Source organism: Pseudomonas sp. yb_2 (genome assembly GCF_043103905.1).
Taxonomy (GTDB): Bacteria; Pseudomonadota; Gammaproteobacteria; order Pseudomonadales; family Pseudomonadaceae; genus Aquipseudomonas; species Aquipseudomonas alloputida.
Genome location: NZ_JBICKH010000039.1, coordinates 80,072 through 102,291, shown reverse-complemented (window position 1 = coordinate 102,291; position 22,220 = coordinate 80,072). Strand labels below are relative to the sequence as shown.

The 22,220-nt window shown below is 63.5% G+C and carries 26 protein-coding genes and 1 riboswitch; of the genes, 14 read left to right on the top strand and 12 right to left on the bottom strand.

The annotated features are described in order from the left end of the window. Nucleotides 1-93: 93 nt before the first annotated feature. The 4 genes from ACF8FB_RS09750 to ACF8FB_RS09735 form a co-directional block, all read right to left on the bottom strand. A complete protein-coding gene (locus ACF8FB_RS09750) occupies nucleotides 94-606 on the bottom strand; it encodes a DUF3299 domain-containing protein (RefSeq protein ID WP_020191397.1) in 513 nt (170 codons plus the stop codon). A 126-nt stretch (nucleotides 607-732) separates the two neighbouring features. Further along, on the bottom strand, nucleotides 733-1,998 hold the full coding sequence (locus ACF8FB_RS09745) for an FtsX-like permease family protein (RefSeq protein WP_010951795.1): 1,266 nt from the start codon (nucleotides 1,996-1,998) through the stop codon (nucleotides 733-735). Further along, nucleotides 1,998-2,708: an ABC transporter ATP-binding protein gene (locus ACF8FB_RS09740; protein WP_350298345.1), complete on the bottom strand. Its 711-nt coding sequence runs from the start codon at nucleotides 2,706-2,708 to the stop codon at nucleotides 1,998-2,000. The genes ACF8FB_RS09745 and ACF8FB_RS09740 overlap by 1 nt, the downstream gene beginning before the upstream one ends. Continuing rightward, nucleotides 2,709-3,290, bottom strand: a complete 582-nt coding sequence (locus tag ACF8FB_RS09735; RefSeq protein ID WP_392509322.1) for a DUF2796 domain-containing protein — start codon at nucleotides 3,288-3,290, stop codon at nucleotides 2,709-2,711. It abuts the gene before it with no gap. Nucleotides 3,291-3,420: 130 nt separating this feature from the next. Here ACF8FB_RS09735 and ACF8FB_RS09730 point away from each other — a divergent pair, with 130 nt between their 5' ends. Then, nucleotides 3,421-3,765: a hypothetical protein gene (locus tag ACF8FB_RS09730; RefSeq protein WP_010951798.1), complete on the top strand. Its 345-nt coding sequence runs from the start codon at nucleotides 3,421-3,423 to the stop codon at nucleotides 3,763-3,765. A 151-nt stretch (nucleotides 3,766-3,916) separates the two neighbouring features. Here ACF8FB_RS09730 and trxA read toward each other — a convergent pair whose 3' ends face one another. From trxA to ACF8FB_RS09715, 3 genes are read right to left on the bottom strand one after another with little or no spacing between them, the layout of a single operon-like run. Next, nucleotides 3,917-4,789 (bottom strand): thioredoxin, encoded by an 873-nt coding sequence (trxA, locus tag ACF8FB_RS09725; protein WP_010951799.1) that lies wholly within the window; start codon nucleotides 4,787-4,789, stop codon nucleotides 3,917-3,919. Nucleotides 4,790-4,820: 31 nt separating this feature from the next. Next, nucleotides 4,821-5,477: a class I SAM-dependent methyltransferase gene (locus tag ACF8FB_RS09720; protein ID WP_392511259.1), complete on the bottom strand. Its 657-nt coding sequence runs from the start codon at nucleotides 5,475-5,477 to the stop codon at nucleotides 4,821-4,823. A 3-nt stretch (nucleotides 5,478-5,480) separates the two neighbouring features. Further along, the gene (locus ACF8FB_RS09715) at nucleotides 5,481-5,927 is read right to left on the bottom strand and encodes a YbaY family lipoprotein (protein ID WP_020191400.1); all 447 of its coding nucleotides are present in this window, start codon (nucleotides 5,925-5,927) and stop codon (nucleotides 5,481-5,483) included. Between the two features lie 106 nt (nucleotides 5,928-6,033). Between ACF8FB_RS09715 and nrdR the strand changes: the two genes are divergently transcribed. From nrdR to ACF8FB_RS09655, 12 genes are all read left to right on the top strand, one after another. Beyond that, nucleotides 6,034-6,498 carry a transcriptional regulator NrdR gene (nrdR, locus tag ACF8FB_RS09710; protein ID WP_003255402.1) on the top strand — a complete coding sequence of 155 codons (465 nt, stop codon included), beginning with the start codon at nucleotides 6,034-6,036 and terminating at the stop codon, nucleotides 6,496-6,498. 2 nt (nucleotides 6,499-6,500) lie between these two features. Further along, nucleotides 6,501-7,631 carry a bifunctional diaminohydroxyphosphoribosylaminopyrimidine deaminase/5-amino-6-(5-phosphoribosylamino)uracil reductase RibD gene (ribD, locus tag ACF8FB_RS09705; protein ID WP_392511258.1) on the top strand — a complete coding sequence of 377 codons (1,131 nt, stop codon included), beginning with the start codon at nucleotides 6,501-6,503 and terminating at the stop codon, nucleotides 7,629-7,631. A 42-nt stretch (nucleotides 7,632-7,673) separates the two neighbouring features. Next, nucleotides 7,674-8,339, top strand: a complete 666-nt coding sequence (locus ACF8FB_RS09700; protein WP_392511257.1) for a riboflavin synthase — start codon at nucleotides 7,674-7,676, stop codon at nucleotides 8,337-8,339. A gap of 18 nt (nucleotides 8,340-8,357) precedes the next feature. Next, nucleotides 8,358-9,449, top strand: a complete 1,092-nt coding sequence (ribBA, locus tag ACF8FB_RS09695) for a bifunctional 3,4-dihydroxy-2-butanone-4-phosphate synthase/GTP cyclohydrolase II (protein ID WP_003255398.1) — start codon at nucleotides 8,358-8,360, stop codon at nucleotides 9,447-9,449. Between the two features lie 91 nt (nucleotides 9,450-9,540). Continuing rightward, nucleotides 9,541-10,017, top strand: coding sequence for a 6,7-dimethyl-8-ribityllumazine synthase (ribE, locus tag ACF8FB_RS09690; RefSeq protein ID WP_003255395.1), 477 nt, complete (start codon nucleotides 9,541-9,543; stop codon nucleotides 10,015-10,017). Beyond that, nucleotides 10,014-10,514, top strand: coding sequence for a transcription antitermination factor NusB (gene nusB / locus ACF8FB_RS09685; protein WP_003255393.1), 501 nt, complete (start codon nucleotides 10,014-10,016; stop codon nucleotides 10,512-10,514). The genes ribE and nusB overlap by 4 nt, the downstream gene beginning before the upstream one ends. An 18-nt stretch (nucleotides 10,515-10,532) precedes the next feature. After that, entirely contained in the window at nucleotides 10,533-11,501 is a 969-nt protein-coding gene (thiL, locus tag ACF8FB_RS09680) for a thiamine-phosphate kinase (RefSeq protein WP_010951802.1), read from the top strand. Beyond that, nucleotides 11,498-12,001: a phosphatidylglycerophosphatase A gene (locus ACF8FB_RS09675; protein ID WP_010951803.1), complete on the top strand. Its 504-nt coding sequence runs from the start codon at nucleotides 11,498-11,500 to the stop codon at nucleotides 11,999-12,001. The genes thiL and ACF8FB_RS09675 overlap by 4 nt, the downstream gene beginning before the upstream one ends. A 16-nt stretch (nucleotides 12,002-12,017) precedes the next feature. Further along, on the top strand, nucleotides 12,018-12,761 hold the full coding sequence (locus ACF8FB_RS09670; RefSeq protein ID WP_010951804.1) for an ABC transporter substrate-binding protein: 744 nt from the start codon (nucleotides 12,018-12,020) through the stop codon (nucleotides 12,759-12,761). Nucleotides 12,762-12,941: 180 nt separating this feature from the next. Next, nucleotides 12,942-13,559, top strand: a complete 618-nt coding sequence (gene ribA / locus ACF8FB_RS09665; RefSeq protein ID WP_003255389.1) for a GTP cyclohydrolase II — start codon at nucleotides 12,942-12,944, stop codon at nucleotides 13,557-13,559. Further along, nucleotides 13,556-13,975, top strand: a complete 420-nt coding sequence (locus tag ACF8FB_RS09660; RefSeq protein WP_392509320.1) for an MFS transporter — start codon at nucleotides 13,556-13,558, stop codon at nucleotides 13,973-13,975. Before ribA ends, ACF8FB_RS09660 begins: the two co-directional genes overlap by 4 nt. Next, a complete protein-coding gene (locus ACF8FB_RS09655; RefSeq protein WP_010951806.1) occupies nucleotides 13,975-14,787 on the top strand; it encodes a cobalamin-binding protein in 813 nt (270 codons plus the stop codon). Before ACF8FB_RS09660 ends, ACF8FB_RS09655 begins: the two co-directional genes overlap by 1 nt. Here the strand turns inward: ACF8FB_RS09655 and ACF8FB_RS09650 are convergent. The 5 genes from ACF8FB_RS09650 to ribB form a co-directional block, all read right to left on the bottom strand. Continuing rightward, nucleotides 14,765-16,636, bottom strand: coding sequence for a TonB-dependent receptor domain-containing protein (locus ACF8FB_RS09650; protein ID WP_392511256.1), 1,872 nt, complete (start codon nucleotides 16,634-16,636; stop codon nucleotides 14,765-14,767). The two genes, ACF8FB_RS09655 and ACF8FB_RS09650, sit on opposite strands and share 23 nt — an antisense overlap. A gap of 208 nt (nucleotides 16,637-16,844) precedes the next feature. Further along, the gene (gene dxs / locus ACF8FB_RS09645) at nucleotides 16,845-18,740 is read right to left on the bottom strand and encodes a 1-deoxy-D-xylulose-5-phosphate synthase (RefSeq protein ID WP_010951809.1); all 1,896 of its coding nucleotides are present in this window, start codon (nucleotides 18,738-18,740) and stop codon (nucleotides 16,845-16,847) included. Nucleotides 18,741-18,917: 177 nt separating this feature from the next. Then, the gene (gene ispA / locus ACF8FB_RS09640; protein ID WP_010951810.1) at nucleotides 18,918-19,805 is read right to left on the bottom strand and encodes a (2E,6E)-farnesyl diphosphate synthase; all 888 of its coding nucleotides are present in this window, start codon (nucleotides 19,803-19,805) and stop codon (nucleotides 18,918-18,920) included. Then, a complete protein-coding gene (locus ACF8FB_RS09635) occupies nucleotides 19,802-20,044 on the bottom strand; it encodes an exodeoxyribonuclease VII small subunit (RefSeq protein WP_003255380.1) in 243 nt (80 codons plus the stop codon). Before ACF8FB_RS09635 ends, ispA begins: the two co-directional genes overlap by 4 nt. 165 nt (nucleotides 20,045-20,209) lie before the next feature. Continuing rightward, complete coding sequence (gene ribB, locus ACF8FB_RS09630) at nucleotides 20,210-20,860, bottom strand: 3,4-dihydroxy-2-butanone-4-phosphate synthase (RefSeq protein WP_010951811.1); 651 nt, start codon at nucleotides 20,858-20,860, stop codon at nucleotides 20,210-20,212. A gap of 80 nt (nucleotides 20,861-20,940) precedes the next feature. Beyond that, nucleotides 20,941-21,082, bottom strand: a riboswitch (FMN riboswitch). A 149-nt stretch (nucleotides 21,083-21,231) separates the two neighbouring features. Here ribB and ACF8FB_RS09625 point away from each other — a divergent pair. Next, nucleotides 21,232-22,212: a zeta toxin family protein gene (locus ACF8FB_RS09625; protein ID WP_049587186.1), complete on the top strand. Its 981-nt coding sequence runs from the start codon at nucleotides 21,232-21,234 to the stop codon at nucleotides 22,210-22,212. Nucleotides 22,213-22,220 lie beyond the last annotated feature (8 nt).

The window sequence follows — 22,220 nt, the reverse complement described above, 5'->3', positions numbered from 1 at the left end:
CGTTATTAATCGAGTAGTCCAATGGTACGGAGCTGGTTAAACGGAAAGTTTGACCCAGCTCAACGAAGCGTCTTCACGAATTCGAAACAGTTCTCATCTCAGCTCATAAGCGTAGATTTTCTCGGCTTCCATCTGGTAGCCGGCGTCGGCCAGCTCGCTGCTGGAAGCTTTGACCTGCATCTTTCCCTCTATCCAGTAGGGCTGGTAGAGGTCTTCGACGCGCACGCCCATCTCGCTGAAAATATGCACGATCTGGTTCGGCGGTGGCGGCGGCACGTGGATGCACGCGCCATAGTAAGGGACCAGCAGGAATTCGGTGGTGCGGCCTTCTTCGCTGACCTCCAGTGGCACGATGTAGCCGGGAAGTTTGACCTGTTGGCCGTCGAGGCTTTTTACCACTGGCGCGTCGGGCGCCTGCTGGCGCGCGGGAGGTGCGGACTCGGCAGACAGCGCGTTGCTGAGCTGTGACATGTCGTGCAGCGGCGCCAGTTGTGGCGGGATGACCGGGGCACCTTCAGGGATCAGTGCGGGCCAGTCCAGCTCCTTGGGTTCGGCGGCCCATAGAGGCATCGCTACCAGCAACAGCAAGGCCAGCAGCATGTGCATTGCCGGCCTCTTCGCGGGCATGCCCGCTCCCACAGGTACTGCACAAGCTCCAAAGCCTGCGGGGCTCCCTGTGGGAGCGGGCGTGCCCGCGAAGCAGGCGGTGAGGTGTTTGATCATTACGCGCACTCAGAGGTGTATGGACAGGCCGTCAGCCAGCGATTGCCGGTAAGCCCGCCACGCCGGCACGCTGCCCATCAGCAACGCGGCCCCCAGGATGATAGCCAGCAAGGTCCATTCATGGGTACTCGGCAGAGCCAGTGGCAAGTACAAACCATAGTTGGCCTGCACATATCCCTGTGCCAGGGCGATACCCGCATATAGCAAGCCAAGCCCGGCCACGATCCCGACCGAGGCCAGTGACAGTGCTTCCAGTACCAGCAACCCCGCAATATGCCAAGGCCGGGCCCCGACCGAACGCAAGATCGCCATTTCCCGGCGGCGTTCGTTGAGGCTGGTGAGAATCGCCGTGAGCATGCCGATCAAACCGGTCAGCACCACGAATAGCGACACCACGAACAATGCCTGTTCCGCAGTGCCCATCAGGCTCCACAGTTCCTGCAGGGCGACCCCAGGTAGGATCGCCAGCAACGGCTCGCTGCGGTACTCGTTGATCTCTCGCTGCAAACTGAAGGTTGCGATCTTGCTGTTCAGGCCAAGCATGAACGCAGTGATGGCGGCAGGTTGCAGGTCCATGGTACGGGCCTGTTCGGCGCTGATGCGCCCGGCGCCACGGGCGGGTACGCCGTTGTGCCAGTCGATATGGATCGCCTCCATTCCGCCCAGGCTGATATGCAGGGTGCGGTCGACGGGGGTGCCGGTGCGCTTGAGTACGCCGACCACGGTAAACGGCTTGTCGTCGTGCTTGACCAGACTGATTGCGGCCACGCCGTGGGCCAGCACCAGCTTGTCACCCAGCTTGTAGTGCAATGCCTCGGCCACTTCAGCGCCGAGCACTACCTCGAACGGGTCGTTGGCAAACTCACGCCCCTGGCTCAGTTGCAGATGCTGGCGGCGGCCGTACTGATAATGGCTGAAGTAATCCGTGGTGGTGCCCATCACTCTGTAGCCGCGGTGCGAGTCGCCCAGCGAGATCGGGATTGCCCACTTCACCCGTGGGTCCTGTGCATAGTGCTGGAAGCTGTCCCAGCGGATGTTATTGGTCGCGTTGCCAATGCGGAACACCGAATACAGCAGCAGGTTCACCGAGCCGGAGCGTGCACCGACTATCAGGTCGGTGCCGCTGATGGTGCTGGCGAAGCTGGCACGGGCTTCGGTACGGACCCGCTCAACAGCCAGCAGCAGGCACACCGACAGGGCAATGGCAAAGGCGGTCAGAAACGCAGTGAATCGGCGGTTGGCCAGGCTGGCCAAGGCAAGGCGGAGCAGGTACATCAGGCCTCCCGGGGCTTGGCGGCGCGGTTCAGTTCGGCAAGCGACAGGTGGCGGTCGAACAGCGGCGCCAGGCTCTGGTCGTGGCTGACGAACAGCAGGCTGGCACCGGCGGCGCGGCACTCATCGAACAGCAGGCGGATGAATGCTTCGCGCGTGTCCGCATCCAGTGCCGAGGTCGGTTCGTCGGCGATCACCAGTTCAGGCTGGCCGATCAGTGCGCGGGCGGCGGCGACCCGCTGCTGCTGGCCGATCGACAGGCTGTCGGCGCGGCGGGCGAGCATGGCAGGGTCGCCCAGGCCCAGGTGGGTCAGCAGCGTGCTGGCCGCCTGGTCAACACTGCCATGGCGCTGCTCGGCGCGTGCCTTGCGGCTGCGCGAGAAGCGGCAGGGCAGTTCGACGTTTTCACGTACCGAGAGGAACGGCAGCAGGTTGAACTGCTGGAAGATATACCCTGTGTGATCGACCCGAAAGCGGTCGCGGGCGCCCTGGCCCAGGCTGCCGAGGTCCTGACCGAGCAACTGGATGCGGCCCTGGACCGGTACGTTCACCCCGCCCAGCAGGCCCAGCAAGGTCGTCTTGCCACTGCCGCTGGGGCCCTTGAGGAACAGTGCTTCACCAGCGTCCAGGCGCAATGCCGGAATATCCAGCAGCGGCGGGTGACCTGGCCAGGCGAACACCAGGTCATGCAGATCGATCAACGGCTGGTTCATTCAGAAGGCGACCGCTGCCTTGGTTGGCGTGGTTTCCACGCCTTTCTGGCCATTGGGGCCGATCAGTTGCACGTTGATTTTCTGGGTGGCGGGGAAGGCCTTGAACAGCGGCGCCAGGTCCAGCTGTGTGAGTTTGTCGGGGTTGGCGCAAGTCAGCTGATAGTGGGCGCCGATGTCGCTGTGCTGATGGTCGTGTTCATGTTCGTGCTCGTCACCATCGTCGTCGGCCTTCGCTGCGTCACCGAACAGAGGGCTTTCCAGCGCCTGCTGCTCTTCCTTGCAGTCCGCGGCAGCAGAAAGGCCGAACAGCTTCAGGGGTTGTTCAAGCTGCTGGCGCACAGCGGCGACTTTGGCCTTGTCGGCATCGCTGCTGGCGGCATGCTCGAAGCCGACCAGGTTCATTGCCGGGCTGTCCAGCTCCAGTTCCAGGGTATTGCCATCGAGTACTGCGTTGAGCTTGGCTACGCCATGCTCGTGGGCGCCGAGGGAGCCGTGGGCGTGGTCATGATCATGGTCATCGTGAGCATGGGCCACGGCCAGTGGCAGCAAAGCGAAGGGCAGGGCGAGCAGCAGGCGACGCATGGACGACTCCGGAGCGGGCTGAAAGATCGGGTTATGTTATAACAAGATTTCGGCGCGCCGCCAGCCTGCGTGGCGCATCTTTCATGTTGCGGTAGCATGGCTGCATTGACGTGGGTTCAAGGAATGCATCATGAGAATTCGTGGACAGATTGGTGACTGGCCGGTGGACCTGACCATCGAGCTTACGCCTGAAGAGTGGGCGCAACTGGGGCGACAGACCGAGGTGCCGGTGGTAGCCCAGGCTGCGGCGACCGCTGCGGTGGCCGGGCCGCGCCAAAATGACGCTCAGTGGGCTGCGGCGCGTGATGTGTTGCGTCTGGCAGGACAGATGAGCGGGCCGGAATTGCTGGACCGCCTGGAAGGGCTGGCAGGGAGTACGGCGGCGGGCAAGCGGCTGCTGGTGCGCTTGCGGCACAGCAGTGAGGTCAAGGTGGAGAGTGGCGTGGATGCGCCCGTTTATCACTGGGTAGGGTGAGCGCTGTCTTGCTTGAAAATTGAAACGCCTGCGCGGTCACCCGGAGGAGCGGGTTTACCCGCGAACACCGGCAGAGCCGGTGCCATCCACTGTGTTGGTTTCTTCGCGGGCATGCCCGCTCCAACAGGTCCAGCGCAGGCTTCAAGGTCACTCAGAACATCGCCGCCGACAGCTTGCGACGATAAACACCAACCAGCGGGTGATCGCCACCCAGCAACTCGAACACCTGCAACAGCGCCTTCTGCGGCAGCCCGTTCTCGTAGCCACGGTTACGCTGGAACAGCTTCAGCAGCCCTTCCAGCGCCGCTTCGTACTGCTGGCGCGCCAGTTGCTGAATGCTCAGCTGATAAGCCGCCTCGTCGTCTTGCGGGTTCTGCGCCAGACGGCTTTTAAGGTCAGCCACTTCCGGCAGGCTGGCAGCCTGGCGCAGGAAGGTCAGCTGGGCCTTGGCACCGGCCAGCGCAGCTTTGTGTTCGTCAGTCTTGACTGCATCCAGCACCACTTGCGCTTCGCCCAGCTCGCCACGCTCGGCCAGGCAGCGGGCATACAGGATCAGCGCCTCGGCATTGCTGTTGTCCTCACCCAGCAGCGCCTGTAGCAGCGTTTCGGTTTCGGCAAAACGGCTTTCGGCAAACAGTGCCTTTGCCTGCTCCAGTGGCGCGGCGGTGGGCGCGGCGGGCATTTGTACATGCGGCTCGAGCATGGCGCGGATCGCCGATTCCGGTTGTGCCCCGGCAAAACCGTCCACCGGCTGGCCGTCCTTGAACAGCACCACTGTCGGCAGGCTACGGATGCCGAACTGGGCAACCACCTGTTGCTCCACGTCGCAGTTGATCTTGGCCAGCAGCAGTTCGCCCTGGTAACCCTCGGCAATCTTTGCCAGCAAAGGCATCAGCGCCTTGCACGGCGCGCACCACTCGGCCCAGAAGTCCACCAGCACCGGCTTGTGGAAGGAGTTCTCGATCACCAGTTGCTGGAAGTTGGTATCGGTGGCGTCGAAAATGTAAGGCGTGTCTTGGGTCATCGCGACTCTCGCAAACTCGTGTATGGCACCACTATAAGGTGTCGCGGCTGGCGTGGTACAGGCTGACCCGGCGGAATTCGTGTGGCTCGGCCAGGTCCGGCAGGGTCAGTGCTTCGAGCACGCCCAATTGCTGGTACAACGGGTGGCTAAAGTCGCGTACCCGCGAGTCGGCCACCAAGGTCTGCCGACCGCGGCTCAGGAAGGCATCCAGCAGCGGCAGGTTGGCGCGATCGTACAGCACATCGGCAACCAGGATCAGGTCGAAACGGTCTTCCTCGGCAAAAAAATCGCTGCTGTAGCTTAGTGTCACCCCGTTCAGTGCTGCATTCGCACGGCAGGCAGCGAGGGCCAGCGGGTCGAGGTCGCAGGCCACCACTTCCCGTGCACCGGCGCGTGCAGCAGCAATGCCGGCGATACCAGAGCCGGCGCCAAAGTCCAGCACGCGCTTGCCTGCCACCCATTCCGGGCGTTCGGCCAGGTAGCGGGCCATTGCCAGCCCACTGGCCCAGCAGAAGCTCCAATAGGGAGGTTCTTCAAGAATGCGCCGGGTTTCTTCGCTGCTGAAGGCGCGATCCATGTTCTGATCGTCGATCAGCCATAGCTTCAGGTCACAGTCGGGCAGTTCGCTGACGATCAGGCGTGCTTCGCCGATCAGGCCGCTGAGGGCCTGTTGCAGGGCCAGCGGCATCACTTAAGGCGCCTTTTCGAAACGCAGCGGGCCGGTGGCCTGGGTTTGTGCCTGGGTAATGCGCACCGGGGGCAGGTGCATGATCAGCTGGCCGGAGTTGCTGGCGCGGCCACGCAGTTCGACCCGGGCACCGGGCGGGAAGGCTTCGGGGTTGAAACGCAGGTGGTAGGGCAGCGCCTGGCCGGTACCGGTCAGGTTGCTGCTGGCCAGCAGGCGCTGCGGGCGGTCGCGTTCGTCGATCACCAGCAAGGCCAGTTCCACCTCGGCACCCGCCGGGATTTCCAGCAAGGTGCCGCTCAGCTCGCGCTGGTAGGCCGGCAACGGGCCCGGTACTTCGGCCTTGGCCGAGGGGGCTGGCGCGGGCGCCGGGTTGTCGGTCTTTGGCCTGTCGCTGCCGCAGGCGGCAAGCAAAGCGGCGCAGCACAGCACGACGAGCGCTCGGTAGTGCATGGGGGAGTCCTTCACGGGCATATTTCCCATGGATGTTAACCCCTTTGGCTTGTCTTGCCAGTGCAATGCGCTACCATGGCCCTCCCTTTTTTTGTTGCCTGCCACCATGCACTGTCCCTTTTGCGGTGCCAACGACACCAAGGTCATCGACTCTCGCCTCGTCGCCGAGGGCGAGCAGGTGCGCCGCCGCCGTGAATGCGTGGCCTGCGGCGAGCGCTTCACCACCTTCGAAACCGCCGAGCTGGTGCTGCCCCGGCTGATCAAGCAGGACGGCACGCGCCAGCCCTTCGACGAAGAAAAGCTGCGCGCTGGCATGCAACGGGCCCTGGAAAAGCGTCCGGTCAGCGTCGAGCGCCTGGAAGCTGCGCTGGCGCACATCAAGAGCCGGCTGCGTGCCACGGGCGAGCGCGAAGTCAAATCGCTGGTGGTCGGTGAAATGGTCATGGCCGAGTTGCGCAAACTCGATGAAGTGGCCTATATCCGCTTTGCCTCGGTGTACCGGCGCTTCCAGGACCTCGACGAGTTCCGCGAAGAAATCGACCGCCTGGCCCGTGAGCCAGCTAAAGAGTGAACATGCCCAGCCAAGCCGCCATCCTTGACGCCCACTACATGGCCCGTGCGCTGGAGCTGGCGCGTAAAGGCCTGTACACCACCCACCCGAACCCGCGCGTAGGCTGCGTGATCGTGCGTGATGGCGAAGTGGTTGGCGAAGGCTGGCACGTGCGCGCCGGCGAGCCCCATGCCGAAGTGCATGCTCTGCGTCAGGCCGGTGAACTTGCCCGGGGTGCTTGTGCCTATGTCACCCTGGAACCATGCAGCCACCATGGCCGTACGCCGCCGTGTGCCGAAGCGCTGGTCAAGGCCGGTGTGGCGCGTGTAGTCGCAGCCATGCAGGACCCTAACCCGCAAGTGGCGGGACAGGGCCTGCGGCGCCTGGCCGAAGCCGGAATCGAAGTGGCCAGCGGGGTGCTCGAAGCCGAGGCCCGCGCCCTCAACCCAGGCTTCCTCAAGCGTATGGAGCACGGCCTGCCGTTCGTTCGCGCCAAGCTGGCCATGAGCCTGGACGGCCGCACCGCCATGGCCAGTGGTGAGAGCCAGTGGATCACCGGCCCGGCCGCCCGCTCAGCCGTGCAGCGCTTGCGCGCCCGCTCCAGCGTTGTGCTGACCAGCGCCGCCAGCGTGCTGGCAGACAACGCACGCATGACCGTGCGTGGTGCCGACCTGGGCCTGGATGCCGAAACTACTGCCCTGGCTCTTAGCCGCACACCCTTGCGGGTGCTGGTCGATGGCCGTCTGCGCCTGCCCCTGGCGGCGCCGTTCTTCCAGGCCGGCCCGGCTCTGGTGGTGACTGCTGTCGCAGATGACCCGCGCTATGCCGCTGCCGGCCACGAATTGCTCAGCTTGCCGGGCGACAATGGCCAGGTCGACCTGGGGGCGCTGCTTCACGCTCTGGCCGCTCGCGGCGTCAACGAAATCCTGCTGGAAGCCGGTGCCGGCCTGGTCGGTGCCTTCGCACGGCAAGGCCTGGTCGACGAATACCAGCTGTTCGTCGCTGGCACCTTCCTCGGCTCCCAGGCCCGGCCGCTGCTGGACTGGCCGATGGACAAGATGAGCGAAGCACCACGGCTGAAAATTACCGAAATGCGCGCAGTGGGCGATGACTGGCGGGTCACGGCCATCCCCCTGCCAGCGCCCGGCGTATAATGCCGGGCTTGCCCCGCGCAAACCGTTTTTGAGGAAGACCCCATGTTCACCGGCATCATCGAATCCATCGGCACCATCCGCAGCCTGACCCCCAAGGGTGGTGACGTGCGCGTCTACGTAGAAACCGGCAAGCTCGACCTGGGGGACGTCAAGCTCGGCGACAGCATCGCCGTCAACGGTGTATGCCTCACGGTCGTAGAACTGCCGGGCGACGGCTTCTGGGCCGATGTCAGCGTCGAAACCCTCAAGCGCACCGCCTTCATCGACCTCAAGAGCGGCAGCAAGGTCAACCTGGAAAAAGCCCTGACCCCCACTACCCGCCTGGGCGGGCACCTGGTCAGCGGCCACGTCGACGGGGTTGGCGAAATCATTTCGCGCAGCGATAACGCCCGCGCCATCCAGTTCCGCGTGCGTGCACCGAAGGAACTGGCCAAGTACATCGCCCACAAGGGTTCGATCACCGTCGACGGCACCAGCCTGACGGTCAATGAGGTCAATGGCGCCGAATTCGAGCTGACCATTGTCCCGCACACTCTGTCCGAAACCATCATGGCCGATTACCGTGCAGGGCGTCGGGTAAACCTTGAGGTCGACCTGCTGGCCCGTTACCTGGAGCGCTTGCTGCTGGGTGACAAGGCCGCCGAACCGAGCAAGGGCAGTGGCATTACCGAAAGCTTCCTGGCCGCCAATGGCTTCTTGAAATCCTGATTGAGAAGGGGGTGCCGCGTGGCGCTCAACAGCATCGAAGAACTGGTCGAAGACATCCGCCAGGGCAAAATGGTCATCCTGATGGATGACGAAGATCGCGAGAACGAAGGCGACATCATCATGGCGGCCGAATGCTGCCAGCCGGAGCACATCAACTTCATGGCCAAGCACGCCCGTGGCCTGATCTGCATGCCGATGACCCGCGAGCGTTGCGAAACGCTGAAGCTGCCGTTGATGGCGCCGCGCAACGGCTCGGGCTTCGGCACCAAGTTCACCGTGTCGATCGAGGCCGCCGAGGGCGTCACCACCGGTATTTCCGCCGCCGACCGCGCACGCACTGTGCAGGCTGCTGCTGCCAAGGACGCCAAGGCCGAAGACATTGTCAGCCCTGGTCACATCTTCCCGCTGATGGCCCAGCCAGGCGGTACGCTGGCGCGTGCCGGCCACACCGAAGCCGCCTGTGACCTGGCGCGCATGGCCGGTTTCGAGCCAAGCGGCGTGATCTGCGAAGTGATGAACGACGACGGCACCATGTCGCGCCGCGCCGAACTGGAAGTGTTCGCCGCCGAGCACGGCCTGAAGATCGGCACCATTGCCGACCTGATCCACTACCGCATGATCCACGAGCGCACCGTGCAGCGTGTTTCCGAGCAATCGGTGGAGAGCGAGCTGGGTGAGTTCAACCTGGTCACCTACCGTGATGCGGTCGAAGGCGACGTGCACATGGCCTTGACCCTGGGCAAGATCTGCGCGGAAGAACCGACCCTGGTGCGCGTGCACAACATGGACCCGCTGCGCGACCTGCTGCTGGTCAAGCAGCCAGGCCGCTGGAGCCTGCGCGCGGCCATGGCCGCAGTGGCCGAGGCCGGCAGTGGTGTGGTGTTGCTGCTGGGGCACCCGCTGGACGGCGACGTGCTGCTGGCGCACATCCGCGAAAGCGCGGGCGATGCGCCGGCCAAGGCACCGACCACCTACAGCACTGTGGGTGCCGGTTCGCAGATCCTGCGTGACCTCGGTGTGCGCAAGATGCGCCTGATGAGTTCGCCGATGAAGTTCAACGCGATATCCGGATTCGATCTGGAAGTTGTAGAATACGTGCCCTCCGAGTGACTTGAGGCGGCATTGACGCCCCCTGCTCGAGTCCAGACCCCTGTCGAGGCCGCTTGTATGCGGCCTCGCTCTTGAAGATGAGAATATCGGAATGACCCTGAAGACCATCGAAGGTACCTTCATCGCCCCCAAAGGTCGCTATGCTTTGGTGGTTGGCCGCTTCAACAGCTTCGTTGTCGAAAGCCTGGTAAGCGGTGCCGTTGATGCCCTGGTACGCCACGGTGTCAGCGAAAGCGACATCACCATCATCCGTGCCCCGGGTGCATTCGAGATCCCGCTGGTGGCACAGAAGGTCGCCCAGCAAGGCGCCTACGACGCGATCATCGCCCTGGGCGCCGTGATCCGTGGCGGTACCCCGCACTTCGAATACGTGGCGGGCGAGTGCACCAAGGGCCTGGCCCAGGTGTCCATGGAGTTCGGTGTTCCGGTGGCCTTCGGCGTACTGACCGTCGACTCCATCGAGCAAGCCATCGAGCGTTCTGGCACCAAAGCCGGTAACAAAGGTGCTGAAGCTGCCCTGTCCGCACTGGAAATGGTCAGCCTGCTGGCGCAGTTGGAGGCCAAGTGATTAGCGACGAAAGCGATCGTTTCAACCCGCGCGATCCAAAACCTGCGGATGCCGGCAAGCCCTCCAAGAGCGCCAAGCGCCGCGAAGCCCGCAAGCTCGCGACCCAGGCCCTCTACCAGTGGCACATGGCCCAGCATTCGCTGAACGAGATCGAAGCGCAATTCCGGGTGGATAACGATTTCACCGATGTCGACGGTGCCTATTTCCGCGAGATCCTGCATGGGGTCCCGGCAATCAAGGGCGAAATCGACAAAGCGCTGGTGCCTTGCATGACCATCGCACTGGAAGAGCTCGACCCAGTCGAGCTGGCTGTGCTGCGCCTGTCCACCTGGGAGCTGATCAAACGCGTCGACGTGCCTTACCGCGTCGTGATCAACGAAGGTGTGGAACTGGCCAAGGTCTTCGGCGCCACTGACGGCCACAAGTTCGTCAACGGCGTACTGGACAAGCTTGCACCTGCGCTGCGTGAAGCAGAAGTCAAGGCGAACAAGCGCTGATCCTGGCGCTGCCTGGCCATGGGTGAGTTCGAGCTGATCAACCATTACTTCGCCGCAGCGCCCTGTGCGCAGGGCGGCGAGGGCGTGGCGCTGGGTATCGGCGACGACTGCGCCCTGCTGGACCTTCCCCCCGGTGAGCAACTGGCGGTGTCGACCGACACCCTGGTCGCCGGGGTGCACTTTCCTGCTGTTTGCGATCCGTTGCTGCTTGGCCAGCGTTCGTTGGCTGTGGCGGCCAGTGACCTGGCAGCCATGGGCGCGACTGCAATCGGCTTCACCCTCGCACTGACCCTGCCTGACGTTGGCCCTGACTGGCTGGCGGCCTATGCCGACGGCCTTGGTCGCATGGCCCACCGTTGCCGCATGAGCCTGATCGGTGGTGACACCACGCGCGGCCCGTTGAGCATCACCGTGACCGTGTTCGGCCGCGTGCCGGCTGGCCAGGCCTTGCGCCGCAGCGGTGCAAGGCCGGGTGATCTGTTGTGTGTCGGTGGTTCGCTGGGCAAGGCCGCCGGTGCCTTGCCGCTGGTGCTGGGTGAGCGCGAGGCGCCTGCCGCGCAGGCCGAGCCGCTGCTGGCTCATTACTGGTCACCGATGCCGCAGCTCACCCTCGGGGCTCTGCTGCGTGGCAAGGCCACTGCGGCCCTGGACATTTCCGATGGCCTGCTCGCTGACTGCGGGCATATCGCCAAGGCCTCCGGCGTGGCGCTGGAGGTGAACCTGGCGCAGGTGCCAGTGTCTCCTGCCTTAGAGGCATTCCTCGGGCGCGAAGCGGCGTTGCAGGCAGCACTCACCGGTGGCGACGACTATGTACTGGCCTTCACCTTGCCGCCCGAAGCGCTGGCGCCCCTGGCTGGCCTCGGTTGCATCGAGGTACATATCATTGGTCGTGTGCTCGAAGGGCAGGGTGTGACCTTGCGCGACTCACAGGGCCAGGACATAACCCCCGTCCAGCGGGGCTATCAACACTTTAGGGAGAGACCGTGACCGATCACCCCAACCAGGTGCCTGCGGAGTTCGTTCCGCCTTCGGTCTGGCGCAATCCGTGGCACTTCATCGCCTTTGGCTTCGGTTCCGGCACTCTGCCCAAGGCCCCGGGTACCTGGGGCTCGCTGGTCGCCATACCGTTCATCCCCTTGTGGCAGCTGCTGCCCGACTGGGGCTATTGGTTGTTACTCGGCGTGAGCATGCTGTTTGGCTTCTGGTTGTGCGGCAAAGTTGCCAATGATTTGCGCGTACACGACCATGAAGGCATTGTCTGGGACGAGATTGTCGGCATGTGGATCACCCTCTGGCTGGTGCCGGAGGGCTGGCAGTGGCTGTTGGCAGGGTTCCTGATGTTCCGCTTCTTCGACATCCTCAAACCGTGGCCGATTCGCTGGATCGACCGCCATGTGCACGGGGGCGTCGGCATCATGCTCGACGATATCCTGGCCGGTGTGTTTGCCTGGCTGGGCATGCAGGTTCTGGTGTGGGCGGTTGCCTGAAACAGGGAGTGCGTGAATGGCCTTAAGGACTGTACTGCTGGCAATGCTGCTGAGTATTGCCCCGTGGGTGACGGCTGCCGAGGGCATGCCGAAACAGATCCATCTGGTTAGCGAGGAGTGGCTCGACTACACCAACGCCGACGGTACCGGGGTGGCCTGGGATGTGCTGCGCAAAGTGTTCGAGCCGGCCGGAGTCAAGGTGGTTACCCAGAGCGCGCCCTACAGCCGGGCGGTTGGCCTGGTCAAGCGCGGCGAGGCTGATGCCTGGGTTGGCTCGTACAAGGAAGAGAACGACGACAACCTGTACCCGCGCTGGCACTTCGACATGGACCATATCTATGCCCTGGGGCTGGCCAGCAAACCTGTGCCTACCCTGGAGACCATCGGCAAGTACCGGTTGGCCTGGGTGCGTGGTTATGATTACGGCAGCTACTTGCCCAATGTGCGCGAATTTCGCGAAATCCAGCGTCGCGAGGGCATTCTGCCGATGCTCGAACATGACCGGGTGGACTACTACATCGACGCACTGACCGAGGTCGACTACGTGCTCGGGCAAACCTCTCACCCGGAGCGTTTCCGCCGTACCCATGTGGCCGAGTTGCCGTTGTACCTGGCCTTTGCCCGTAACGACCAGGCCAAGGCTCTGTGCGAGCTGTTCGACAAGCGCATGAAGGAGCTGATACGTAGCGGCGAACTGAAGCCGATTTTCGAGCACTGGAAACAGCCCTATCCGTTCAGCGCGGACAGTCACCCACACTGAAGCCGAATACACCAAGGTATATCGCGGCCCTCTTGGGCTGCGGGCTTGGGGTTGAGCGATGGCTTTTAATAAGTATCGAACTTTTCGATCTTAAGCCACTGTATACAGCCAGCCCACATTCCCCAACCTGCTGATACAATCGGCCCACGAGAAATTTCCTACTTACTCCAGGAGCACAACGTGCCCGTCGTCTTTGTTGCCGCCTCAAAACTCCCGACGCCCTTCGCGACCTTCACCATGCATGGCTTTCTCGACGAAGCCACAGGCCGTGAGCATGTGGTGCTCAGCCTGGGTGATATCGCGGACGGCCAGCCGGTACTGGGGCGCCTGCATTCCGAGTGCCTGACCGGCGATGCACTGTTCAGCCAGCGCTGCGACTGCGGCTCGCAGTTGGAAGCCGCGCTGCAGGCCATCGCCCGCGAAGGCCGTGGGGTGTTGTTGTACCTGCGTCAGGAAGGCCGTGGCATCGGCCTGCTGAACAAGATCCGCGCCTACGAGCTGCAGGATGGCGGCGCCGACACCGTCGAAGCCAACGAGCGCCTGGGCTTCGCTGCCGACCAGCGTGACTACGCCATATGCCTGCCGATGCTCGAGCACCTGGGCGTCAAGTCGCTGCGCCTGATGACCAACAATCCGCGCAAGGTCAAAGCCCTGACCGACATGAACATCGTGGTTGCCGAGCGTGTGCCGCTGCACACCGGGCATAACCCGCACAACCGCTACTACCTGGCGACCAAGGCCGGCAAGTTGGGCCACATGCTGGGCAACGAACACCAGGGCGAGGTGCCCCAGGCGTGACCCGCGCCGAGGTCAAGCGGCGCCTGGCGCTGGCCTGGTGGCAGTACCTGGCGGTGGGCCTGATGCCGCTGCCAGTCATGGCTTGGGCCTTTGGGGGCGGTGATGAACTGATCCCGGTGTTGGCCATGCCACTGTTCATCGCCGGTGCGGCCACCATGTTCCTCAGCCTGCCGCGTTTCGGTGCCTACAAGCGCGCACTTATTGCCACCTCAAAGGTGCTCGGTACGGGCGAAGAAGCCACTGCCTGGATCGAACTGGCGCGGGTGCGGCGCATGGCCATGCTATATGCCTGCTTCCCGGCTTGGGTCGCCGCATTGTCGGTGCTGGTCGGCCTGGAGGCAGTGCCGCAGATCCTCCTCGCAGTGTCTACCGTTGTAGTGCTGTACCTCTATCGCATTCCGCGCCAGCTGGGTTGATGCGACTGCTACCTGGCCTGCTGGCGTTGTTCGCCTGCACCGTACTGGCTGCAGAACCGCTACGTGTCGTCAGTCTGGCCCCCTCGATGAGCGAGATCATGCTTGAGCTGCAGGCCGACGACCTGCTGGTGGGCGTGCTCGATGGCGGCGAACGGCCGGCTGCACTGCGCCACTTGCCTTCGGTCGGGCGCCAAGGGCAACTGGACATGGAGCGCCTGCTCAGCCTGCGCCCCGACCTGTTGCTGCTGTGGCCAGGCAGTGTGCCGCCGGCCCAGCGCGACCAACTCAAGCGCCTGGGTATCGCCACCTTCAGCGCCGAACCCCATGACATCAGCCAGCTGATCGAGCAGATCGAGGCCATTGCCGAGCGTGTCGGGCGTGCCAAGCAGGGTCATTCATACGCGCGAGCCCTGCGTGAGCGGCTGCAGCAGCTGCGCCAGCAGTATCGGCGTGACGAACCCTTGCAGGTGTTTTATCAAGTCTGGGATCGGCCGTTGTACACGCTCGGTGGCCGCCAGGTGGTGACCGACGCCCTGGCCGTGTGCGGGGCGCGCAATGTGTTCGCCGACCTTGGCCAGCCGGCGCCACAGGTGAATGTAGAGTCCGTGCTGCTGCGTAATCCGCAGGTCATCCTGGCCGCTGATGAGGCGCAACTGGCCAGCTGGAAGGCCTGGCCGCAGATTCGGGCGGTGGCTGATGGGCGTCTGCTGGTGGTGCCGGACAAAGGGCTGGAGCGCCCCAGCGGGCAGATGATCGAAGCCACCGCCCGCTTGTGTGCGTTGCTGGACGCTAAAGCGCCGGTGTCCAGGTGATGCTCAAGAGCACAGTGCGGCCCTCTTCACGGTAAGGGTGATACGCACCCTCATAGCTGTAAAGGGCGCGGCTGTAGCTGCGGTCCAGCAGGTTATCGAGCTTGGCTTCGAGTTTCAGTTCGTCGCTAGCCGCCCAACTGCTGCGCAAACCCAGCAGACCATAGCCACCGATGCGGTTGCGGTTGGCCTCATCGTCATAACTGCTGCTGACCGCCTGCCAGCTGGCACCCACGCTGAAACGCCCGAACTCTCGGTCCAGGTCCAGGCTCAAGGTGCGGCGGGCGCGGCGGGCGAGAGTGTGGCCAGTGTCGCGGTCGCGTGGGTCGATCAGCGCCAGGCCAAGCTGGCTGTGCCAGGCGCCCCACTGCTGCGCCAGCGCCATTTCCACACCATTGATTCGTGCCGAGGCGACGTTACGGGGTATCGAGTCCTGGCCAAAGATGATCGCGTCGCGCAGGTCGGTGCGGTACAGCGAAGTCTCCAGCCGGCTCTCTGCAGTCAGCTGGCTGCGCCATTGCAGCTCGTAGCTTCTGGAGTGCTCTGGGTCCAGGTTCGGGTTGCTGAACTGTGGGTAATACAGGTCGTTGAACGTTGGCGCGCGGAAGCCTTCGCTGTAGGACAGCAGCACATCGTTGTTCGCGTTCAGCGGTACGGTCAGGCTGCCGCTCCAGGTGGTCTGGCCACCAAACTGCTGGTTGCGGTCATGGCGCACCCCCAGCTCAGTGGAAAACTGCTCGCCCCGGTAGCGGTGCTGGGCGAACACGGCACGGTTCCAGCGGCTGTCCTCAGTGAAGTCGGTAGTGCCGTGTACGCGGTCTTCGTACCAGTCGCCACCGATCAGTACGGTGTTGCGTTCGCCGAGGGCCAGGTCGTTCTGCCAGGTAGCCTGATCGCGATAGGTGTTGAACACGAAGCGCTCAGCGCTGAGCTTGTCGCGTTTGTCGTCCCGGTTCTCGCTATGTGCCAGTTCAAGGCGTGAGTGCCAGTTTTCGGTGACCTGAACGTCAACGTAGCTGCCCAGGCTGCTGACGCTGAAGTCGGTGTAGGGTTGTTGACCGAAGCTCTCGAAGGTGACGGGGTCGAAGCCGCCGAACGGGTTGTCGTACTCGCTGCGACCACGGCTGTCGAGCAGGTTCAAGCCGGCCTCGAAGCGCTCACTGAAGGTGTGGCTCAGGCTTAGGTTCAACGCCTTGTTGCGGTAGGCGTCGTGGTCACCATCGCTGGCGAAGGATGGCCCGGTCGAGTCGATACCGGCAGTTTCATCCAGGCTGGCGCCAAGGTTGAAGCGGGTCGAGTCGTTGCCGCCAGAAAGCCCCAGGCTGCGTTGGAATGTCTGGTTGCTGCCGGCGGCCATGCGCAGGCGTGGCTGCAGGCCGGGGCCATTGCTGCGTCGGGTGAAGATCTGGATCACCCCGCCAATGGCATCGCTTCCGTATACCGCTGAGCGCGAGCCGCGCAGGACTTCGATGCGCTCGATCTGGTCGATGTCCAGAAACTGCAGGCCGCTGTCGCCCGAAGTGGCATTGGCGATGCGCACGCCATCGACCAGCACCAGGCTTTGCGCGGCTTTGGTGCCTCGGATAAAGATGCCCGGCAGGCTGCCACGGCCACCGGTAGGTGCCACTTGCACGCCCGGCACGCGGGAGAGCAAGTCGGTGACGCTGGAGGGTTGCAGGCGGTCGATGTCGGTGCGGGTGAAAACCGTGTTGGCTGCACTGGTGGCGGTACGCGATTCGACCTGGCGGCTGGCGCTGATCAGCACGTCGGGGAGTTTGAGGGCGTCGTCGCGCTCAGCGGCCAGAAGGAATGTAGGGGCACAGAGAATCGTGGTACAGGCTAATTTTTTCATGGGCAGTTCCAAAGGGTTTCCACAGCACTGTGCTGTCCCCGTAGGAGCGGGTTTACCCGCGAAAGGGCCGGGCCTGCTGGCCATTTCTCACCAGTCGTTCACCGTTGCCGCCGCTACCGTATTCGCGGGTAAACCCGCTCCTACAGTGGGCACACGTCGGTGATCGGGCGCAGGCCGTCGTAGGAGCGGGTTCACCCGCGAAAGGGCCCTAGAGCCCGAGCCTGGCCATGCGGGCCTTCACCGAAGCCTCGATCCCGGCCGCATCCAGCCCGCACTCAGCCAGCATTTGCGCAGGCTTGGCATGCTCGACATAGATATCCGGCAGCCCCAGGTGCAGAAGCGGCTTGAGCACTGCCTGGCTGGCAAGGAACTCACCCACCGCAGCGCCCGCGCCACCCATGATGGCGTTCTCTTCGATGGTTACCAGCAGCTCATGGCTGCCTGCCAGCTCTAGCACCAGCGCCTCGTCCAGCGGCTTGACGAAGCGCATGTCGACCACCGTGGCGTTGATCTGTTCGGCCACTTGCATGGCCTCGGCCAGTTGTACGCCGAACACCAGCAGGGCCACTTTTTCGCCCTGGCGGCGGACCACGCCCTTGCCGATCTCCAGTGGTTGCAGGTCTCCGCTGATCGGCGCATTCGGGCCGGTACCACGCGGGTACCGTACAGCGGCCGGGCCGTTGTACAGGTGGCCGGTGCTGAGCATCTTGCGCAGTTCGTTCTCGTCGCTGGGGGTCATCACCAGCATGCCCGGGATGCAGCGCAGGTACGACAGGTCGTAGCTGCCGGCGTGGGTCGGGCCGTCCTCGCCGACCAGGCCGGCGCGATCGATGGCGAACAGCACGTCGAGGTTCTGCACCGCCACGTCGTGGATCAGCTGGTCGTAGGCACGCTGCAGGAAGGTGGAGTAGATCGCCACCACCGGCTTGCTGCCCTCGCAGGCCATGCCGGCCGCCAAGGTCACGGCATGCTGCTCTGCGATCGCAACGTCAAAGTAGCGCTCAGGGTAGCGCTCGCTGAAGTCGACCAGGTCCGAGCCTTCCTTCATTGCCGGGGTAATGCCCACCAGGCGGTTGTCGGCGGCGGCCATGTCGCACAGCCACTGGCCGAACACCGCGGAGTATTTCGGGCCGCTGGCTTTCTTCGGCGCGGCGGGCTTGTCGGCCGGCTCCAGCTTGGTGATGGCGTGGTAGCCGATCGGGTCAATCTCGGCAGGGGCGAAGCCTTTGCCCTTCTTGGTCACCACATGCAGGAACTGCGGGCCTTTCAGGTCACGCATGTTGCGCAGGGTGGCGATCATGGTGGGCAGGTCGTGGCCGTCGATCGGGCCGATGTAGTTCCAGCCCAGCTCTTCGAACAGCGTGCCTGGCACCAGCATGCCCTTGGCGTATTCCTCGGTGCGACGGGCAATTTCCCAGGCGCCTGGCAACCGCGACAGCACTTTCTTGCTGCCTTCGCGCATGCTCGCGTAGGTGCGGCTGGAGAGGATCTTGGCCAGGTAGTTGGACAGGCCGCCGACATTGCGCGAAATCGACATGTCGTTGTCGTTGAGGATCACCAGCATGTCGGCATTGACTTCCTGGGCGTGGTTCAACGCCTCGAATGCCATGCCGGCGGTCAGCGCGCCATCACCGATCACCGCGATCGACTTGCGTGCGCTGTTCTGCAAGCGGGCAGCAATGGCCATGCCCAGCGCGGCGCTGATCGAGGTGCTGGAGTGGCCAACGCCAAAGGTGTCGTACTCGCTTTCGCTGCGGCGCGGGAAGGCCGCGATACCGTCCTTCTGGCGCAGGCTGAGCATGCGGTTACGGCGCCCGGTGAGGATCTTGTGCGGGTAGGCCTGGTGCCCCACGTCCCACACCAACCGGTCGTCCGGGGTGTCGAACACGTAGTGCAGGGCGATGGTCAGCTCGATGACGCCCAGACCGGCACCAAAATGCCCACCGGTCTGCCCAACGGTGTAGAGCAATTCCTGGCGCAGTTCGTCGGCCAGCGTTTCCAGGTCGGCTTCGGCCAACCGGCGCAGGCCGGCAGGCGTGTCAGCGCGGTCGAGCAACGGCGTGACCGGGCGTTCGCGGGGGATCTCTTGAAACGTCGTGGGCATCAGGCGAGTCGTTATAGGTGTGTGAAGACGCGGCAGTTTACCCCATTGTGGGAAAAGTGCCCATTCGACCACAGGTTACGCGGCCCCCTGTAGGATCGGGTTTACCCGCGAATGCGTCGGCAAATTCAAGATCGCATTCGCGGGTAAACCCGATCCTACAGGGATAGGTGAAGCTGTTTAGTTACGGCGTTCGACAATATAACGCGCCAAGGCCCGCAGCGGCTCGGCCTTTTCGCCGAACCCTTGCAGTGCGGCCAGCGCCTGGTCGCGCAGTTCGATTGCATAGGCTTTGGCGGCTTCCAGGCCCAGCAGGGCCGGGTAGGTCGGTTTGTCACGCGCTATGTCTGCACCTTGGCGTTTGCCCAAGGTAGCAGTGTCGCTTTCCACGTCGAGGATGTCGTCCTGCACCTGGAATGCCAGGCCAATGGCCTGTGCATAAGTTTGCAGGGCATCCAGCTGCACCGGTTCGGCACGGGCACTTGCCAGGGCGCCGAGGCGTACGCTGGCTTCGATCAGCGCGCCGGTCTTGTGCCGGTGCATGAACTCCAGCGCCTGCTGGTCCAGCTTCTGGCCCACCGAACCGAGATCGATGGCCTGGCCGCCAACCATGCCGGCCGGGCCGGCAGCTTTGGCCAGCACCTGAACCATGGCCAGGCGAATGCTGTCGATCTGAGGGCTCAGGCAAGGGTCGAGCAGGGCACTGAAAGCCAGGCTCTGCAAACCGTCGCCAGCAAGGATGGCGCACGCTTCGTCAAACGCCTTGTGGGTGGTCGGCTGGCCGCGACGCAGGTCGTCGTCGTCCATGGCCGGGAGGTCGTCATGCACCAGCGAGTAAGCATGGATCAGCTCGACCGCGCAGGCTGCACCGTTGGCCTGTTCGGCCGGGGCGCCCAAGGCTTCGCAGGCCGCGTAGGCCAGCAACGGGCGCACGCGTTTGCCGCCGTTCATCACGCTGTAGCGCATGGCGGCGTAAAGGCGTTCCAGCTCTTTGCTCGGGGCGATGAACAGCGGTTCGAGGGCTGCGTCGACGCGCGCCTGGCAACTGGCCTGGTAGGTGCCAATCATGCTTCCGGCTCCGCGTCGAAGGGTTGGGCAGCCAGTTCGCCGTCGCGCTCCAGCAGAATTTGCACCTTCTGTTCGGCCTGGGCCAGGGCGCCCTGGCAGTCACGGGTCAGGGCGATGCCTTGTTCAAAGGCGGCCAGCGACTCTTCCAGCGACAACTCGCCGTTCTCCAGGCGCTCGACCAGTGCTTGCAGGTCTGCGAGGGATTGCTCGAAATCGAGGGAGGCTTTTTTGCGGGCCATGGCGACTGTCTCGGTGGCATTCAGAACGGCGCGACACTAGCAGAGCGGGGCGGGGGGAGCAAACTTCCGGCAGCTGCATCGGCTGATGCAGACCGATGGAGGAGCGGCCCTGTGTCGCGAAAGGGCCGCTCGCACAAGGACCGCAAAGCGTCCCGGTTCGGTGGATCAGGCCGGCTCTGCCTCCCGTTCCAGCATTGCCTCACGGTACCGCGCCAGCTCCTCGATGGTCAGCACCGGCAAATTGTACTGCCGTGCATATACCGCCACCTGCTCACCACGGGCCATGCTGCCATCGGGATTCATCAGCTCGCACAAGACCGCTGCCGGGCGCAGGCCGGCCAGGCGCGCCAGGTCCACCGAACCTTCGGTATGCCCACGGCGTGTCAGCACCCCGCCATTGCGGGCGCGCAGCGGAAAAACATGCCCCGGGCTGACGATATGGCGCTGTTCGGCGCTGGAACGCAGTGCTGCGTCAATGGTGGTGATGCGGTCCTGGGCGCTAACCCCGGTGGTGATACCTTCGGCCGCCTCGATGGTGACGGTGAAACCGGTGCCGTGGCGGGCCTGGTTGTTCTGCACCATGGGTGCCAGCTGCAGTTCGTCGACGGTGGCTTCGTCCAGGCACAGGCAGACGATGCCGCTGCAATCGCGAATCATCATGGCCATGGTCTGCAGCGTAATGTTCTCGGCGGCGGCAATGATGTCCGCTTCGTCCTCGCGGTCGTCATCGTCGAGCAACAGTACTGGGCGCCCGGCCTGGAAGGCGGCGATGGCGGCGGAAACATTGGGGAATTGCGCGTGGTGCTGGGTGAACATGAAACGCTCCTCGTGAATGATCGATGAACGTCTCGGGGCGAACAAAATGCGCGCGCAAGGGCGCCCGGATGGCCCCTGCATGACGCCTTCTTTCATCCGGACTATGACCGTCGGCTCTGGAGTTGCACCAGATCTGCTGACCCCCGACATGGTCGGGGCGCTCGCGGGCTCATCTTTCGATTTACCGCCGGTGGGGACTTACACCCCGCCCTGAAGACCGACCCAGCATACAGCACAGTGCCACCCCAGTGGCAACCCGCGGTTCTACTACCTTCGGCGAGACTTGCAGCAGTAACCATCTACCCCTTTGCACTTGCCGCAGCGCTTACCTTCGTGACGGTCACATTGGCAAACCAAGGAAACGAACCGTCATGTCCTCTCTCTATCCTTTTACCGATACCGATCTCCATCTCGCATTCAGAAAGGTCGTCGACACTTTGTTCGACAAGAAGCGCGACTACGTCGACGGCGTGCTCAAGCCCAAAATGCTCATCATTGCCGGTGCACAAGGCTCGGGTAAGACGTACTTGCTGGAAAAAACGCTGCTGAAGAGCGGGCGCTACGACAATTATGTTCGCCTTTACGAAACCCATTTTCGTGAACTGCACCCTCATTATCGGGCGATGGAAGACAAAGGCGTGCTGCATGTCTATGAGCATACCGAGCCGTTCATCTGGCGCCTGGGGGCAATGATTTGCACGTATGCGATGGAAAACAAATACAACATCATCATGGAGACCGCGCTCGACAGCCCTCATTTCGCTGATTTTCCACCTGATGCCGCCCTGAAGGGCTATCAGAGCGAGGTCCATCTGATTGCGTGTCAGAAAGAATTCAGCCACTGGTCGACCCTGGACCGTGTGGTCAACAGTGTTGGCAATCATGAGCTCGAGCGTGTGGTCAGCCTGACGCAGATCGAAGAGGCGCAAATCAATGGCAGGTCCATCATCGATGCTTTCGAAAACGCCTGTATCGAGGTACCGGGTTCCGAAATCGTGATCTATCGACGTGGCCTGGAGACGGACAGGAATAGCCTGCCGGTCTGTCACAGCACCTGTCCTGAAAAAGGGCGCCTCGTGCCCCAGCAGACCTACCAGGGCAGGGAATTCTTCCGCGGGGCAGACCTGAAGATCGACTTCAAGGTCCAGCGCAGTCCCCAGGCCGATTTCCCCTGTTCCTATATTCAGTATGCGCAGGTGGTGCATGCCGGCCTGCTGGGTTCGAAACACCGTCGGACGATGGCCGAACTCAATTGCAAAACCCTCGGCCAGGCTCAGAAGCTGATGTCGCAGCTGCCTGTGGATGTCTACCGCGAGCTGTGCCTGTACGTGCTCAAGTACGCGCAACCTTGAGTCGGACA